Origin of the sequence: Halorubrum trapanicum (genome assembly GCF_017873555.1) — an archaeon.
GTDB classification, from domain to species: Archaea; Halobacteriota; Halobacteria; order Halobacteriales; family Haloferacaceae; genus Halorubrum; species Halorubrum trapanicum.
Map to the genome: position 1 here is coordinate 48,523 of NZ_JAGGKE010000007.1, position 15,809 is coordinate 64,331.

General features: G+C 67.1%; 16 protein-coding genes. 5 read left to right on the forward strand and 11 right to left on the reverse strand.

All coding sequences use genetic code 11. The features are described 5' to 3' along the window. Positions 1-27 precede the first annotated feature (27 nt). A complete protein-coding gene (locus tag J2744_RS09160) occupies positions 28-417 on the reverse strand; it encodes a helix-turn-helix domain-containing protein (protein WP_209547018.1) in 390 nt (129 codons plus the stop codon). Between the two features lie 389 nt (positions 418-806). Then, the gene (gene fer, locus J2744_RS09165; protein ID WP_092920266.1) at positions 807-1,196 is read right to left on the reverse strand and encodes a ferredoxin Fer; all 390 of its coding nucleotides are present in this window, start codon (positions 1,194-1,196) and stop codon (positions 807-809) included. Between the two features lie 241 nt (positions 1,197-1,437). Between fer and J2744_RS09170 the strand changes: the two genes are divergently transcribed. Next, positions 1,438-2,307, forward strand: coding sequence for a CheF family chemotaxis protein (locus tag J2744_RS09170; protein ID WP_209547021.1), 870 nt, complete (start codon positions 1,438-1,440; stop codon positions 2,305-2,307). A 94-nt stretch (positions 2,308-2,401) separates the two neighbouring features. Continuing rightward, positions 2,402-3,292: a hypothetical protein gene (locus tag J2744_RS09175; RefSeq protein WP_209547024.1), complete on the forward strand. Its 891-nt coding sequence runs from the start codon at positions 2,402-2,404 to the stop codon at positions 3,290-3,292. Positions 3,293-3,548: 256 nt separating this feature from the next. Here the strand turns inward: J2744_RS09175 and J2744_RS09180 are convergent, their stop codons facing one another. The 8 genes from J2744_RS09180 to J2744_RS09215 form a co-directional block, all read right to left on the reverse strand. Then, positions 3,549-3,782, reverse strand: a complete 234-nt coding sequence (locus tag J2744_RS09180; RefSeq protein WP_209547027.1) for a hypothetical protein — start codon at positions 3,780-3,782, stop codon at positions 3,549-3,551. Next, positions 3,779-5,776: a TRAP transporter permease gene (locus tag J2744_RS09185; RefSeq protein WP_209547030.1), complete on the reverse strand. Its 1,998-nt coding sequence runs from the start codon at positions 5,774-5,776 to the stop codon at positions 3,779-3,781. Before J2744_RS09185 ends, J2744_RS09180 begins: the two co-directional genes overlap by 4 nt. A gap of 154 nt (positions 5,777-5,930) precedes the next feature. Beyond that, positions 5,931-7,043 (reverse strand): TAXI family TRAP transporter solute-binding subunit, encoded by a 1,113-nt coding sequence (locus J2744_RS09190; RefSeq protein WP_209547032.1) that lies wholly within the window; start codon positions 7,041-7,043, stop codon positions 5,931-5,933. A 109-nt stretch (positions 7,044-7,152) separates the two neighbouring features. Next, positions 7,153-7,581, reverse strand: coding sequence for a universal stress protein (locus J2744_RS09195; protein WP_209547035.1), 429 nt, complete (start codon positions 7,579-7,581; stop codon positions 7,153-7,155). A gap of 84 nt (positions 7,582-7,665) precedes the next feature. After that, complete coding sequence (locus J2744_RS09200) at positions 7,666-8,487, reverse strand: fumarylacetoacetate hydrolase family protein (RefSeq protein WP_209547038.1); 822 nt, start codon at positions 8,485-8,487, stop codon at positions 7,666-7,668. 39 nt (positions 8,488-8,526) lie between these two features. Then, the gene (locus J2744_RS09205; protein ID WP_209547041.1) at positions 8,527-8,874 is read right to left on the reverse strand and encodes a cupin domain-containing protein; all 348 of its coding nucleotides are present in this window, start codon (positions 8,872-8,874) and stop codon (positions 8,527-8,529) included. After that, complete coding sequence (locus tag J2744_RS09210) at positions 8,871-9,659, reverse strand: SDR family oxidoreductase (protein WP_209547044.1); 789 nt, start codon at positions 9,657-9,659, stop codon at positions 8,871-8,873. The genes J2744_RS09205 and J2744_RS09210 overlap by 4 nt, the downstream gene beginning before the upstream one ends. A 78-nt stretch (positions 9,660-9,737) precedes the next feature. Continuing rightward, positions 9,738-11,057, reverse strand: a complete 1,320-nt coding sequence (locus J2744_RS09215) for a DUF362 domain-containing protein (protein ID WP_209547047.1) — start codon at positions 11,055-11,057, stop codon at positions 9,738-9,740. 138 nt (positions 11,058-11,195) lie between these two features. Between J2744_RS09215 and J2744_RS09220 the strand changes: the two genes are divergently transcribed. From J2744_RS09220 to J2744_RS09230, 3 genes are all read left to right on the forward strand, one after another. Continuing rightward, the gene (locus J2744_RS09220) at positions 11,196-12,305 is read left to right on the forward strand and encodes a mandelate racemase/muconate lactonizing enzyme family protein (RefSeq protein ID WP_209547050.1); all 1,110 of its coding nucleotides are present in this window, start codon (positions 11,196-11,198) and stop codon (positions 12,303-12,305) included. 35 nt (positions 12,306-12,340) lie between these two features. Beyond that, entirely contained in the window at positions 12,341-13,558 is a 1,218-nt protein-coding gene (locus J2744_RS09225) for a mandelate racemase/muconate lactonizing enzyme family protein (protein WP_209547053.1), read from the forward strand. An 81-nt stretch (positions 13,559-13,639) separates the two neighbouring features. Further along, positions 13,640-14,800, forward strand: a complete 1,161-nt coding sequence (locus J2744_RS09230) for an acyl-CoA dehydrogenase family protein (protein ID WP_209547056.1) — start codon at positions 13,640-13,642, stop codon at positions 14,798-14,800. Between the two features lie 34 nt (positions 14,801-14,834). On the opposite strand, the gene J2744_RS09235 is transcribed toward J2744_RS09230, so the two are convergent. Further along, on the reverse strand, positions 14,835-15,788 hold the full coding sequence (locus J2744_RS09235; RefSeq protein WP_210113166.1) for a D-2-hydroxyacid dehydrogenase: 954 nt from the start codon (positions 15,786-15,788) through the stop codon (positions 14,835-14,837). Positions 15,789-15,809: the final 21 nt, after the last annotated feature.

Sequence of the window (15,809 nt, forward strand, 5' to 3'; positions counted from 1 at the left end):
GAAACATTAGGTAGAAGACTGAACAGACTATTCGGTGAGAAGATCGGTGGAGGGAGTGTCGAGTTCTTCGGAGGACACGGCCTCAACGTCATCAGGGGCAGTATTGTGTGTGCTGATGTCTTCTGCGACATCGAACTGCGTACTGATGATGAGCATCTCGTTGATTTCAGAGAGGCGTTCTTCATTCACGAGATAATTATCCGCAATCTTTTCGATCAGCTCTCGCTCCCGTAGTCTCTGAAGGACCTTATACACGCTTGCGGACGGTACTGTAGTTTTTGCGGCGATTTCTTTTGGTTCGTATCCGGTGTTCGGGTTTTGAGCGAGCAGACGCAGAACATCTGCTTTGTGAGTGCCGTCTTTGATCGGAATATCGTTCCGTTCGATGGTTTGGAGCGTGTCACGGGCTTCGGGCATATGTCATACGATGTCAGAGCGCGTCATAAATATTGTGGGAGACACGCGAAATTATGTTACGAAACTAATTGCGAGGCAACTGAGCCGATAGTTAAGGCGATACGCGCATCAACCACCTGTTGTGTGGGTTCGGTTCTGTATAACCTCCACACAGCTCCCATTTCTCGAGTAAACCAGAGGTACGTGTTGTACTGAGATTGAATTCGGGAAGATATTACGAGAGAGTATTGTGGTTCAAGACAACTTTACTAACGGCTTTCAGGGTTCTACAAACACACGAAGAGACCATCTGGCGAAGAGTGGCTTCTGAATCCCTATTTAACAGGATACTTCGCGTTTGGGCTTCTGCTACAAATCATCTTGTACGGGCAGCTCCCGTACAGTAGTTCTTAGATGACGCGGTTCTGCAGGTAGTCGAGGTGTTTCGCGTTGTAGACGATCTTGACCTCGTCCGTGGCCGGGCTCCCGATACAGGTGAGCCGGACGTTCTTCTCTTCGACCTCCTCGTCGGAGAGGATCTGCTGCATGTCCATGTCGATGTCGCCCTTCTTGACGATAGACGCGCAGTTCGCACAGGCGCCGGCGCGGCATGAGAAGGGCCAGTCGTAGCCCTGCGCCTCGGCGGATTCGAGGATGTACTCGCCCTGATTCACTTCGAGAGTACCGTAGTCCTCGTCGTCGAGGCCGGCGTCGGCGGCCTGCTCGAAGAGGTCGTCGTCGTCCATCGACCAGCCGTGGTCGTCGAGCACTTCGTAGTTGAGGTATTCTACTGTGGGCATCACCTGCCGGTTTGAAGCCCACCTCATTAGGCTTTGCTGTTCCCCATCCGCCAGCCACGAACGAGAGACGGCGGAACCGAACACGTTCGATATCCCCCGACGGTTTCGGCGGGTTCGCGCGAGCCTCGATCGACCGCGTTCGCCGGTTCCGTCCGTTCGCAACCGACCTGGTGACAACTGGTTATCACGACTGATACGACGAGAGTAACAATAAATAGCGTACGGCGCTCAGGTGGTATCGATGGAGGAGTCCGTCGTCGCCGACTTCGTCGGCCGCGTTCACGCGGCGAGCCTACAGACCGACGAGCCGGTGACCGGTCGCGTGCTGTTGAGCCAGAAGCGACTGGTCCTCGCGACGGACGACGGCAAGGAGACGGTCCCGCTCGCGCGGGTGTTCGACGTCGTCGTCGGGAGCGTCCCCGGCGACCTGCGCTCGTTTTTCAACGACAGCGTCACCGTCGCGTACGACCGCGACGGGTCGCGTCGCTCGGCGCTGGTCGAGGGCGAACCCGAGGACATGGACCGGTTCGTCCGGCTGCTGTTCAAGCTGCTGTTGCGGAACGTCACCGTCACGGTGCGACACCCGGCGAAGGTCGGCGGCCGCGTCACGGACGCGACCGACCACCGCGCCTCGGTGTCGGTGTCGCCGGGCGAGATACGGTTCGACGACTGCCCCGAGCCGTTCACGGTCGACCTCTCCGCCGTGATCGACTACGAGCGCACCGACCGCACCCTCGGCGGAACGAAGCGACCGGCGCTCGTCTTCCGCCACGTCGCCGACGACCGGACGGTCACGTCGATCACGACCGTCCCGAACGAGCGGGCGCTCAACATCCTCGGTCGGTACATCAAGATCGAGTACGACGAGGCGATGGAGGACCTCGACTCGTTCGACCCGACCGAAGAGCAGCTGGAGATCCTCGTCTCCATCTACTCCGCGGGCGGCGAGGCGAACATCGCGGACGTCGTCACCGGCGACGTCACCCAGACGTCGATGATCCTCGACTCGCTGCGCGAGGCCGGCCTCGTGGCCGACGGCGAGAGCGGGACCACGCTCACCCGCAAGGGCCAGATGATCGTGAGTTCGTACCTCGAATCGGTCAATGCCTGACGATCGGGGGTCGTCGCCCCGTCGGCGTTCGCGGCCGCGCGCGACGCCTCCGCTCGGGGGAAGTTTCAAGCGCTTGTAACCGTAGGTGTCTCTCATGTCAGGCAGCGACCACCGCGGCGGCGAGACGCCGCTCGACGCCGTGGTCCGCGAGCGGGGAATCGACGCGCCCGGCGGCGAGACGACCCCGGACGACGCCGACGACTCGGGACCGCGGGTCGCCCGCGTCCCGGAGACCCACGACCACGACACGTTCTCGGTCGAGGGAATCGACACCGACCGCCGCGAGGGGCTGTTGGAGGCGGTCCTCCGCGACGTCGACGGCGTCAGCGCCGCCTCGGCGACGCGGCGCAACGGGACGGTCGGCGTCCACCACGACCCGTCGCTGTCGCGCGACGCGCTCCGGGAGGTCCTGACGGAGTGCGGGCTGGTCGTCGCGCCCGGCGACGACGCGTTCGAGGCGCGCCGCGCCTCGCAGTTCGCGTCGTCCCGCGTCGCGGTCGCGGTCCTGTTCGGCCTGATGGTCGCGACGCCGTACGTCGCTGTGCTGTACCCGACCCGCGTCGAGTGGCTGTTCTACGACCCCGTGACGGTCCAGTACCTCCAGTCGATCCTCGACTCGCAGATGACGACGCACTTCTTCGTGAACCTCGGCGCGCTCTCGGGGATCGCGTTCCTCGTCGCCTGCGGTCCCGCGATCCGCCGCGCGCTCGCGGCGGTGCGCGACGGTCGGTTCACCAACGAGACCGCGTTCGTCGGGAGCGTCGTCGCCCTCTACGGGTACAGCACGCTGACCGCGTTCACCGGGCTGGAGGGCGCGGTCCACTACGACCTGGTCGCGTACGCGGTCGTCGTCGCCACCCTCTGGACGCAGTTCGGCGTCACGGACACCGCGGTCGACCCCGCGTCGACCGGCGAGTCCGCGGCGGAAGAGGCTCCCGACGCCGACGGCGACGAACCGGTCGCGATGACCGACGGCGGCCGCTGACGCGGTCGCAGTCCCGCGCAGTTCTCGTGTGCCGTTCGCTTCCCTCCACCGTTATCACTCCCGGTCACTCGGCTGTGGACGCGGCTTCCGCGACCGGTGTTCCGTTCTCGGTGACCGAGGCGCCGTCACGGAATGTCGGCGGGGGAAGCAACAGGTTCGCTGTCGTGTCGGCGCTTGACGGGCGGTTTCGAGTGCGCAAGCGGGCCGTTCGAGCGGTCACCGCGAAAACCGGCCCGGCCGGGAGAGACCGCGGCGGCTACAGCACTTCGAGGAAGATGAGCAGCCACCAGACGTAGCCGCCGGTGAGCGCGAGTGCGGTGAGCAGTTCGAGCACACCGACGTACTTGGAGCCGTGCGTTCGGCGGAACGCCTGAATCTTCTCGACCTGGTTCCACACCGGTGTCAGCGGCTTCGGGATGATCTCGCCGAGACCCCCTGCCTGCTGTGCGGACTCTTCGGCGACCGCCTCGGGAGAGTCGTCGTCGCTCATTGGCTCGCCCCCCTACCGAACGGCAGTTTGAGGCCGCGGATCATCACCTTCTCCGCCACGAAGACCACGACGAAGACCGCGATGCCCGCGATCTTCGCGACGTTGTTCGGATACACCATGATCAGCACGCCGAGCGTCGCGAGCAGGGCTCGCACGCCGATCTTCCGGCCGGGACGCATCCTGAACGGGTAGTTCAGCCCGTAGATGATCGCCACCGCCCCGAACAGCACGAGCAGCCCGACGTACAGCGTGTACAGACCGACGTCCATCGAGATCAGTCCGGGGTTGTAGACGAACGCGACCGGGAGGACGAACAGCGGGGCGGCGATCCGGATCGCCGCGCCGCAGGTCCGCCAGAAGTTCGCCTCCGCGATCCCGGCCGCGATCACCGCCGCGGTCGCCACCGGCGGGGTGATCCCCGCGAGGATCGCCGCGTAGAACATCGTGTAGTGGGCCGTGATCGCCGGGACGTTGAAGTCGGAGACGAAGGTCGGCACGATGAGGATGGCCACGATGACGTACGCGGCGACCGTCGGCATGCCGACGCCCATCAGGATCGCGACCGCCATCCCGAGCAGCACCGCGAACAGCAGCACGCCGCCCGAGATGTTGATGAGCAGCAGCGCGATCTTCGCCGGAATGCCGGTCGTGCTGAACAGGTTCACGACGCCGCTGATGACCACGAGGATGATCGCGATCGGTGCCAGGATGATGGCCCCGCGGCGGACCCCGTGAACGGTGTTTTTCACCTGCGTGACGAACTCGGTTCCCGGTCCGGTTCCGGAGCTGTCCACGATCCGCTGGAGCGGGGGCATGAGCGTCCCCGTGAGCATCATCGCGACCACCGTGTACAGCGCGGAGGTCATCACCGTGTACTGGGCGATCCCGAGCAGGTAGATGAGGATCGCGAACGGGACGCCGAAGCGGAGCGCCTCGAACACCTTCTTCTCCGTCGAGAGCTCCTCGTCGAAGAACTCGGAGAACTCCATGTCCTGACTGCTGGCGTCGGAGATTGCCAGGTAGTGGACCGCGATGGAGATGGATATCACCAGGATCGCGGCCGGGATGAGGCCGGCGACGACGATGTCGAGGTACGGGACGCCGAGGTACGACGCCATCACGAACGCGGACGCCCCCATGACGGGGGGGAGCACCTGCCCGGACGTGGAGGCGACCGCTTCGATGCCGGCCGCGCGGTGACCTTTCATCCCGGCCTCCTGCATGGTCGGGATGGTGAACGAACCCGTCATCGCCGCGTTGGCGGTGTAGGAACCGTTGATCGAGCCGATGACGGCCGAAGAGAGCACGGCGGTCTGTGCGATCCCCGACTCGATGTACTTCGCGGCCACGATTGCGACCCGCAGGATGAGGTCGAACGCGCCGTACGCGAACAGCAGGCCGGCGTACAGCAGGAACGGGGCGATCCACGAGGCCGTGATCTGCGTGAGGCTCCCGTAGAAGCCGTACAGGTCGGTGACCGTCGCCTGTAGCAGCGTCGCCTGGTTCATCCCCGCGTGACCCAATACGCCCGGGACGAGGTTCCCGTACATCGCGTACCCGAACACGGCGAAGATGAGTCCGAGGAACACGTTCCCGAACTCGCGCCACGTGAGGTACATCAGCGAGATGACCACCAGACGCGCGAGCATGTACTCGTGTTCGAGCGCGTACCCCTGCCGCTGGAGATACACGTCTTGGAAGTTGATCGCGAAGAACGCCGACGCGGTCATCAGCGCCAGCGACGCGGGGATCAACACCGCGCCGTCGATCCAGTCGCCGTCGGTGATTGCGAGCCGCGTCTCGTTGAGCGCGTACACGGTCAGGATGCCGCCGACGAACGCGGTGGCGTACCGAACCTGCGAGACCGCCTGCGTCTGAGCCCAGTAGAGGACGCCGGCCCAGAACAGCAGCGCCGCCGCCGTGACCGTGACGTCGAGTCCCCGTAGCAGTCCGGATTCGGAGTCGGATTCTGCCGAGGCCGTTTCCGTACTCATATGCGCCAGCGTACGTTAGGTGGGATGTTCGTCTGCCCCGGCCTGGTTGGTCGTGTCATAGTTGATGTCTGGGTTGTCGGTTGCGTGTACGATGATTTTAAATTACTGATCGGGGTACCCGGAGATCAGGAAAGAGAGCCGGATCTCCGAGCGATCAGGCGCTGTCGCCTTCCGTCAGGCTGTCGTCCCACGCGTCGTTGTCCTGGTAGTACTGCACGGCACCGCGGTGGACCGGAATATTCTCGCGGGCCGACCCGAGCATGTCCTCGGTGGACTCGAAGTCGTTGAACTGCGCTTCGCCCTCGTTGACCGTGTCGTTGTGCTCGTCGACGACGCGGCACAGCTCGTAGACGGCGTCCGGGTTCGCCTCGGGGTTGAACGTGTAGTTCACTTCGAGGTTCCAGTGGAACACCTCGTCCGTGCCGATGTCGGCGTCCGCGATGGACCAGTCAGCGTAGCTCGTGGTACCGGTACCAGCACCGGGGTACGACTCGGCTGACTGGCGGAGCGCGTCCGTCGGCTCGACGTAGTGGACGTCGATCCGGGAGGCGATCTCCTGGACGAACCCGGTGTACCGGACGCCGGGCGTACCGTACGCGATGCTGGCGTCGATGTTCCCCTCCTCCATCGCACCGGGCGCGGAGTCGACGCCCATGTTCTGGATGTTCATCTGGTCGTAGACGTCGGCGGTCGGGTCCTGCGACCAGACGTCCAGCGTCGTCGCGCGCGTCGAGTACCCCGGCTCGGCGGGGTAGACGTTCGCGCCGGCGAGATCGTCGAACGTCTCGATCCCCGTGCCGTCGCGGGCGATGATATAGATGCTGTACGGGAACGCGTAGAAGCCGTACTGCGGGATGCGCTCGACTGGCTGTTCCTCGAACGCGCCGGTCTCGTCGAGCGCCTTCGCCAGCGAGTTGTTGTCCGTGATCCCGGCGTTGAACTGGTTGTTGGCCATCCGGCGGATCGTTCCGATGTAGCCAGGACTCTCGATGGTCGAGTAGCTCAGGGTGTCGCTCTCTTGGCTCACCGCGCGCTCGACCGCGAGTCCGACGTCTTGGGTCCCGCCGGCGGACGTACCCACGCGCAGCGAGAGATCCTGACTTCCCCCGTCGGAGCCATCAGACCCGTCGGACCCGTTGCTTCCGTCACCGCCGTCGGACCCGTCGCCGCCGTCGCCGCCGTTGCCGCTACAGCCGGCGAGTCCGGTGATGCCTACCGCGCCGGTACCGTACAGGAACTTACGACGATTGACTGAGTTCTCTGACATACTCAACAGGGTACACCCCATCTATCATTAACAATGTTCCTGTTTGTTTCAGTTCACATCGAGGGAATATACACGTTCGTGAAGGCAGGCGAACACGTTCGGGGGCTGCCTACTCGTTGAGGATCACCGTCACCGGGCGGTCGGCCGCGAGCAGTACCGACTGCGTCGTGCTCCCGAACAGCATCTTCCCGGTCGGACTGCGCCGTCGCCCGCTCATGGAGATGTTGTCGACGTCGAGTTCGTCGGCGACTTCGATGATCGTGTCGGCGGGATCGCCGTGTTCACGCCGTCTGGTCGTCGCAACGTCGGCCGCCGCCAACCGTTCCTCGACGGTGTCGACGCTCTCGGGGTAGTTCTCTTCGTTCCACACCTCCTCGGAGTCGACGCGGCCGCCCTCGCCGCTCGCCTCGAACCCCTCGTACACGTTGAGTATCACTACCTCGACGTCGGACGCGGCGTTCGGCAGCGACGCGACGGCGTCGGCCGCGTCCAGTACGTGTGTGGCATCTCCGCCGACGGGAAGCAGTACGCGGTACATAGCGCCACCTAACCGAACAGCGGGTAATAAAGATGCCTGCCGAAGGGACCGGATGGCGGCGGCTGTAACCGCGACGCCGACCGACTACCGCGTCACCGGCGCGCCGACCGTGCCGATCGATTCGACGACCGCTCGCACCTGGTCGCCGGGGTCGATGGGTGCCGCGCCGGGCGTCCCGGTACTGAACAGGTCGCCGGGTTCCAGCGTCATCACGTCCGAGTGGAACGAGACGATCTCCGCCGGCGGGAACAGCATGTTCCGGATCTCGTTTTCGGCTCTCACCTCGCCGTTGACCTCCGTCCGGACGGAGAGTTCGTCGAGGTCGAGCGGCCCCTCCGGGACCGCGAGCGCGGCGCCGGGCACGAGGAACGTGTCGTAGCTCTTCGCCCGCGTGAGGAATCGGGGGTTCCGCTGAAGCACGTCCTCGGCGGTCATGTCGATCACGGGGAGGAAGCCCGCGATCACGTCGTCGACGTCGCCCTCGTCGACGTTCCGACACGTCCGGCCCATCACGACGGCCAGCTCCGCCTCGGCGGTCACCCGCTCGCTCTGGGACTCCGGCGGCAGCCGGATCGGCCCGCCCGGCCCCGTCAGGACCGACGAGGGCTTCATGAAGCTCGCCGGCTCCTCCGGACGCTGCTCGTCGAGGTCGCCTGCGTGCTCCTCGTAGTTCAGGCCGATCCCCCACAGCTTCCCGAACGACTCCAGGGGCGCGCCGAACGACAGGTCCGCGGCCGGGACGGGGTCGGCGGTCGCGTCGGCGACGTCGCCGAGCTCGCCCGCCGCCGCCCGGGGGAGCGCGTCGCGGACGCTCGCCGCGTCCGGTTCGACCGCGTCGAGCGGGACGTACCCCTCCTCGTCGCCGAGCAGCGGGTCGCCGGTGGCCGTGCGTGCGAGGTACTTCACCGAGGGATCGCCCCGTTTCGCGCGTTCGATCCGTTCATCTCACTCCTCGCGGTCCGTCCAGAAGTCGAACGAGCGCCCGGGGGCGAACACGTCGAGCCCGACCGCGCGCTCGTCGCCGGCGTTCTCCACTCTGTGGGCCTCGTTGGACTCCAACAGGACGGAGTCGTTCTTCCGAAGGGTCACCTCGTCGTCCTCGGTGACGACCGTGAGCTCGCCCGCCAGACAGAGGCACACCTGCTCGTTCTCGTGGTCGTGCATCGGCGAGCTGTGGCCCGGCGGCTTCTCGAACCACTCGAAGGAGAACCGGTCGCTGCCCGCCATCGACACGCGCCGCCACCCCGCCTCCGGCTCGTACGTCTCGGCGTCGTCGAACGCGACCGGCCTCATAGGTTCGCTCCGGTCGAGCCGCCGTCGATCGGGAGGGCGGTGCCGTTGACGTACCCCGACTTCGGCGAGGAGAGGAACGCGACGGTGTCGCCGAGCTCCATCGGGTCGCCGATGCGGCCGAGCGGGTTCGCCGCCCAGTCGTCGAGCCCCTCCTCGTAGGAGTCGTACTCGCCGCGCTCGACGGCGGCCTCGACGAGGTCGCGGATCCGGCTCGTCTCGTGGGGACCCGGCAGGACGGCGTTCGCGCGCACCTCGGGCGCGAACTCCTTCGAGAGGGTCTTCTCCAGCCCGATGACGCTCATCCGAACGGAGTTCGACAGCACGAGGCTGTCGATGGCCTCCTTCACGCTCCGGGAGGTGATGTTGACGATGGTGCCGCCGTCGCCCTCCTTGAGGTGCGGGTACGACTCCCGCGCCAGCCGGACGACGCTCATCACGAGCAGGTCGTAGGCGTGCTGCCAGTCCTCGTCGTCGGTGTCGAGGAACGCGCCCGAGGGCGGGCCGCCGGCGCTGGTCACGAGGTGGTCGAGCGCGCCGAACTCGTCGACGGTCGCCTCCACCAAGGCCGCGACCTCGTCGGCGTCGGTCAGGTCCGCGGCGTGGGCGGCGACCTCGCCGGTCGCGACCTCTTCGACCTCCTCCTTCGCGGCGGCCAGTCGCTCCTCGTCGCGGCCGTTGATGACGACGTCGACGCCCTCCCGGGCGAGCGCCTTCGCCGATGCCTTGCCGAGCCCGCTGGACGATGCGGTGACGAGCGCCGCGTTCCCGTCGATCTGTAGGTCCATACCCTACCGATTCCGAGTATCGCGTGAAAACGTTTTCCTACAGGCAACCAGCGGAATGTCGGGCGAGAGACAGGATCGTCACGCGTTCGGGTCGCCGTCGGTCGCCCCTTCGAACCCCGCCGTCCCCTCGTCGAACCCCACGGTCTCGCGACCGACCACCTCCGCCGCCTCGGGGAGGTCGTCGACCACGGCGTCGGAGACGCGGAGCTCGCCGAGGTCCTGCGTGTTCCGGATCCAGACGATCCGGACCGTCTCGGGGTCGTACCCGCCCAGCGCGGCCAGGGCGGTCCGGAGCGCGAACTCGTCGTCGGGGGCCACCACGGGGAGCTTCGACTTCGCGAGCGAGCCGCTCGTGAGGGCGTTCGCGTACGTCTTCTTCAGGTCCAACTGGTCGACCGCGCTCTTTCGGGTGAGGTCGGCGAGTCCGATCCCGTTGCCGTTCCCCTTCGTCGCCTCGGTCAGCCCGCGCACGTAGATGAGGTCGATGTCCGGGGTCTCGGGGTCCGGCGCGTTGAGGACGCGGTACCGCCCGATGACGTTCGTGTCCATCCCGGCGCCCGAGATCTCCTTGCCGATCTCGTCGACGACGAGGAGGTCGACGTCGTCGACCGGGAGCGTCGGCATCTCGTCGTAGGCGCGCTCCAGCAGCTCCGGCTCGCGGTCGAGGAACGACCCGGCGGGCACGGACTCCACGTGGCCGATCTCCTCCTCGAAGTTCTCGACGAGCGCGATCCCCCCGACCATCGGCGTCTCGCGCTCGATGACGTCGAGCGCGGCCGTCAGCGTCTCGACGTACCCCTCGGCGATAGCCGTCGAGTGGAACGACTTCGCGCCGCGCTGCTTACCGAGACCGACGACGGTCATCTTCGCCAGCCCGCTCTCGATCGGTCCGGTGAAGTTGGTGTGGGCCTTCACGCGGTTCACCACGAGCACGGCGTCGGCCGAACGCGCCGCCGTCGAAAAGTACACCGGCGTCTCCGCGTCGCCCACCGGGACCGTCGCCAGCCGCTCGGCCTCCATGCGGGCGTCGATCGGCGCGCCGACCGTCTCCTCGGTGATCCCGAGCGCCGCCAGCACCTCGCGCTGTCCCTCCGGCGTCGCGCCGCCGTGGCTCCCCATCGCCGGCACCACCACGGGGTCGAAGCCCCGCTCGTCGAGCCGGTCGACGACCGCGCCCGTGATCTCGTCGACGCGGTCGATCCCGCGGCTACCGACCCCGACGGCCACGGTCGCGTCCGCCGGGAGGCCGTCGAGATCGAGCGCGTCGAGCGCCCCGCGCGCCGCCCCGACGGGGTCGTCGAGGCGCTCCGTTCGCGGCTCGTACCGCACCCGCGCGAACCCCGGGAGCGGCTGTGGATCGATGAGCCCGTCGACGTCGCTTCGATCGGGAACGTCCATGTGGAGTCCCTCGGGGCGCCGGTACAAAAGCTGCGGGTGGCAAGCGGTGGAGTTACCGGCGAACCCGCCGCTGAAACGCTCTGCGAGAGTGTTGCCGATACAGGCGTCTACTTGTGTCCGTGTGACGCCGCACCACGCATGCAGATCACCGAAGTCGAGTCGTTCCCGATCAAGCTGCCGCTGGAGTCGCCCGTCTCCTTCTCCAACCGGACCCTCACCTATCGTGACCACGCGATCACGTACGTGCGGACGGACACCGGCCACGAGGGGGTCGGCTACTCGCTGGGGTACGAGGGAGCCGGTCTCATCGCCGACGCGGTCGAGTCGCTGCTCGAACCGATCCTCGTCGGTGAGGATCCCCGCGACACCGAGCGCCTGTGGCACGAGATGTACGAGGGCAACGTCCAGATCGGCCGGACCGGTCTCTTCTTACGCGCCATCTCGACGGTCGACATCGCGCTCTGGGACGTGAAGGCGAAGGCCGCCGACATGCCGCTTCACAAGCTGCTCGGCGGCCACTCGGAGTCGGTGCCGTCGTACGCCAGCGGCGGCTACTACCGCGACGACAAGGGTCACGAGGCGCTCCGCGGCGAGATGCGGCGCTACCTCGACGAGGGCCACGACGTCGTGAAGATGAAGGTCGGCCGCCTGTCGGCCGCGGAGGAGGCCGAGCGCGTCGCCGCCGTGCGCGACGAGATCGGCGACGAGCGCACCCTGCTCCTCGACGCCAACGGCGTCTGGGGGTCGACGACGGAGGCGCTCCGCAACTGCCGGGCGTTCGCGCCCTACGACCCGTACTTCATCGAGGAGCCGGTGATGATCGACCGCGTCGACACGATGGCCGAGGTGAACGACGGGATCGAGTACCCCGTCGCCACCGGCGAGCTGGAGGGGACGCGACACAACTTCGCCCGGCTCGCCGACACGGGCGCGGCGGCGATCCTCCAGCCCGACGTCACCGTCTGCGGCGGGGTCACGGAGTGGCTGAAGATCGCGGACCACGCCTCCGCGTACGACATCCCGATCGCGCCCCACTACAACTGGAACATCCACGCCTCCCTGCTCGGCGCCATCGAGAACGGTCTCTGGGTGGAGTACTTCTACCGCGACATGGACGTGAAGGCGTTCGACGACGTGGTCGCCGATCCGGTCAAACCCGGCGACGACGGCAGTATCGACCTCCCGGACCGACCCGGGCACGGCGTCCCGCTCGATAAAGACGCGCTACAGCGGTTCAGAGACGACTGACCCCGAACCCCACGAGACTACCGACACCACCACACATGCGAGACTACTCAGACCAGATCGACACCCGCGACTCTGACCGAGACGTACAGATCACCGGCCTCGACGCCTGCGTCGTCGAGGGGAACTTCGAGTGGAACCTGATCAAAGTCGAGACCGACGCCGGCGTCACCGGGATCGGCGAGGCGTACCGCGGGGGCGGCGTCCCGGAGCTCGTCGAGTACACGAACCGGTTCCTCGTCGGCGAGAACCCGCTCGACGTCGAGCGGCTGGTGCGGTACGTCTTCCAGGAGATGTCGGGCCACGGCGGCACGACCGGGAAGGTCGTCACCGCGGCCTCCGGCATCGAGATCGCGCTGTTGGACGCCGCCGGCAAGATCCTCGGACTCCCCGTCTACCAGCTGCTCGGCTCGAAGTACCGCGACGAGGTCCGGCTCTACTGCGACTGCCACGCCGGCGAGGCGTACGCGGTCGAGGACGGCGCGACCGCCTACGCCGACGCCGAGGCGTACTCTCCCGAGGCGTACGCCGCCGAGGCCGCGCGCGTCACCGACATGGGCTTTTCCGCGCTGAAGTTCGACCTCGACCTGCCGGCCGACAACGAGAACGACCCGTACAACGGGCGCCTCACGAACGCGGCGATCCGGGAGAAAAAGGAGATCGTCGCCGCCGTGCGCGAGGAGATCGGGTACGACGCCGACCTCGCCTTCGACTGCCACTGGGACTACTCCGTCGAGAGCGCGAAGCGGCTCGCCCACGAGCTGGAGGAGTTCGACCTGATGTGGCTGGAGGACCTGATCCCGCCGGAAAACACCGACGCGCAAAAGGAGGTGACGAAGGCGACGCGGACGCCGGTCGCGACCGGCGAGAACCGCTTCCGCGTGTTCGAGCTGTCGGACCTCATCTACGACCACGGCGTCGACGTCGTCACTCCCGACCCGACGACGGTCGGCGGTCTCACGGAGACGATGCGGATCGCGGACCGCGCCGAGGAGAACTACATGCCGATCTCTCCGCACAACGTCTGTAGTCCCGTCGGAACGATGGCCTGCGTCCACCTCGGCGCTGCCACGCCGAACTTCGATCTCCTGGAGTACCACGCGCTGGAGGTCGACTGGTGGGACGACCTGCTGGCCCGCGACGAGCCGCTGATCCAAGACGGCCGCATCGCGGTGCCGGAGGCGCCCGGTCTCGGGGTCGAACTCGACACGGACGTCGTCGAGGAGCACGTCCTCGACGGAACCGACGGGTTCTGAGACGGGTCGTCGCCGGGACGCGACCCGCACACCGACGGCCGGGGACTGTAGTTATTTATCCTTGGGATCCCATCCGATCGTATGCTCGATTACTTCGATATGGAGTCGACCCTGTCCGAGGAGGAGCGGCTGCTCGTCGACTCGGCCCGGTCGTTCATCGACGGCGAGGTCGCGGACATCGGTCAACACTGGATCGACGGCACGTTCCCCACGGACCTCATCCCGAAGATGGGCGAGATGGGCTTTTATGCGCCGAACCTGGAGGGGTACGGTCTCCCGGGCGTCAGCGAGACGGCCTACGGCCTGCTGATGCGCGAGCTGGAGGCGTGCGACTCCGGACTCCGGTCGATGGCGAGCGTCCAGGGCGCGCTGGTGATGTACCCGATCCACGCGTTCGGCAGCGACGCCCAGAAGGAGGAGTGGCTCCCGAAGCTCGGCACGGGCGAGGCCGTCGGCTGCTTCGGGCTCACCGAGCCGGAGCACGGTTCGAACCCCTCCGCGATGGAGACGACGGCCGATCCGGACGGCGACGAGTACGTCCTGAACGGCTCGAAGACGTGGATCACGAACTCCCCCATCGCGGACGTCGCCGTCGTCTGGGCGCGGGACCACGGCGAGGAGGACACCCCCGTCCGCGGGTTCCTCGTCGAGACCGACCGCGACGGCGTCGCGACGAACAAGATCGACGAGAAGCTCAGCCTCCGCGCGTCGATCACCGGCGAGATCAGCCTCCAGGACGTCCGCGTTCCGAAGGAGAACCGGCTGCCGGGCGTCGAGGGGATGAAGGGGCCGCTGTCGTGTCTGACGCAGGCCCGCTACGGGATCGCGTGGGGCGCGGTCGGCGCGGCGGCGGACTGCTTCGAGGTCGCCCGCGAATACGCCACCGACCGCGAGCAGTTCGGGAAGCCGATCGGCGGCTTCCAGATGCAACAGGAGAAGCTCGCGGAGATGGCGACGCAGATCACCCTCGCCCAGCTGCTCGCGCATCGGCTCGCGGAGCTCAAGGAGGCGGGCGAGATGCGGCCGCAACACGTCTCGATGGCCAAGCGAAACAACGTCCGCACCGCCCGCGACCAGTCGCGGATCGCCCGCGAGATGCTCGGCGGCAACGGGATCACGGCCGACTACTCGCCGATGCGACACATGGCGAACATGGAGACGGTGTACACCTACGAGGGCACCCACGACATCCACACGCTGATCCTCGGCGAGGACCTCACCGGGATCCAAGCGTACCAGTAGCGTCGCGGACCTGCCGCGGCCGCGGACCGCCCCGTCAAGTCACCTGATTTCTCAGCCCCTCGTACGCGCCGGTCTCCGCGACCCGTTCGAGGTTCTCGACGAGGATGTCCGCGCGCCGCTCCCAGTACTTCGGCGTGTGCCCGGCGACGTGCGGGGTCAGGAAGACGTTCTCGAACCCCCACAGGTCGTGGTCGCTCGGGAGCGGCTCCGGGTCCGTGACGTCGAGCGCGGCCCCGTGGAGCGCGTTCGACCGAAGCGCGTCCACGAGCGCCGGCGTGTCGATCACCCCGCCCCGCGCGACGTTGACGACGATCGCGTCCGTCGGCAGCGCGTCGAGCGCGGCCGCGTCGACGAGTCCCTCGGTCGTCTCCGTCAGGGGACAGGCGAGGACGAGCGCGTCGGTCCTCGGCAACGCCTCGGGCAGGTCGCCGTAGCCGATCACCTCGTCCGTCGGGCCGCCCTTCTCCGGCGAGTAGCGCGCGCCGACCGTCTCGACGTCGAATCCTTCCAAGCGGGCGACGATCGCCTCGCCGATCGAGCCGAGTCCGACGACCGCGACGGTGCTGCCGGCGAGCTCGGTGAACGACTGGAAGCGACGCCACTCCCGACGCCGCTGGCGGCGGCGCCCCTCGTCGAGCCGGCGCGCGAACGTGAGCAGCCAGCCGAGCACGTGCTCGGCGATGTTCGGCCCGTGGACGCCCGAGGCGTTCGTCACCGCGACGCCCCGCTCGGCGAGCGCGTCCAGCGGGAGGTGGTCGACGCCGGCGGAGTTACACGCGAACAGCCGCAGGTTCTCGGCGCTCGCCGCCGCCGCGCCGTCGATCGACTTCCCGGCGACGACCGTCGCCTCCCGCAGGTAGCGGTCGGTCTCCGCGGGCGTCCGGGCGAGGCGTACCTCCCGGTCGGGGAGCCGGCGTGCGAGCAGGTCGGCGTACTCCGCCGCCGGGATTCCGTGCGCGTCGTGATCGAGCACCGCGACGTCGGTCATGGTCATGGTCACCGCGTCGCG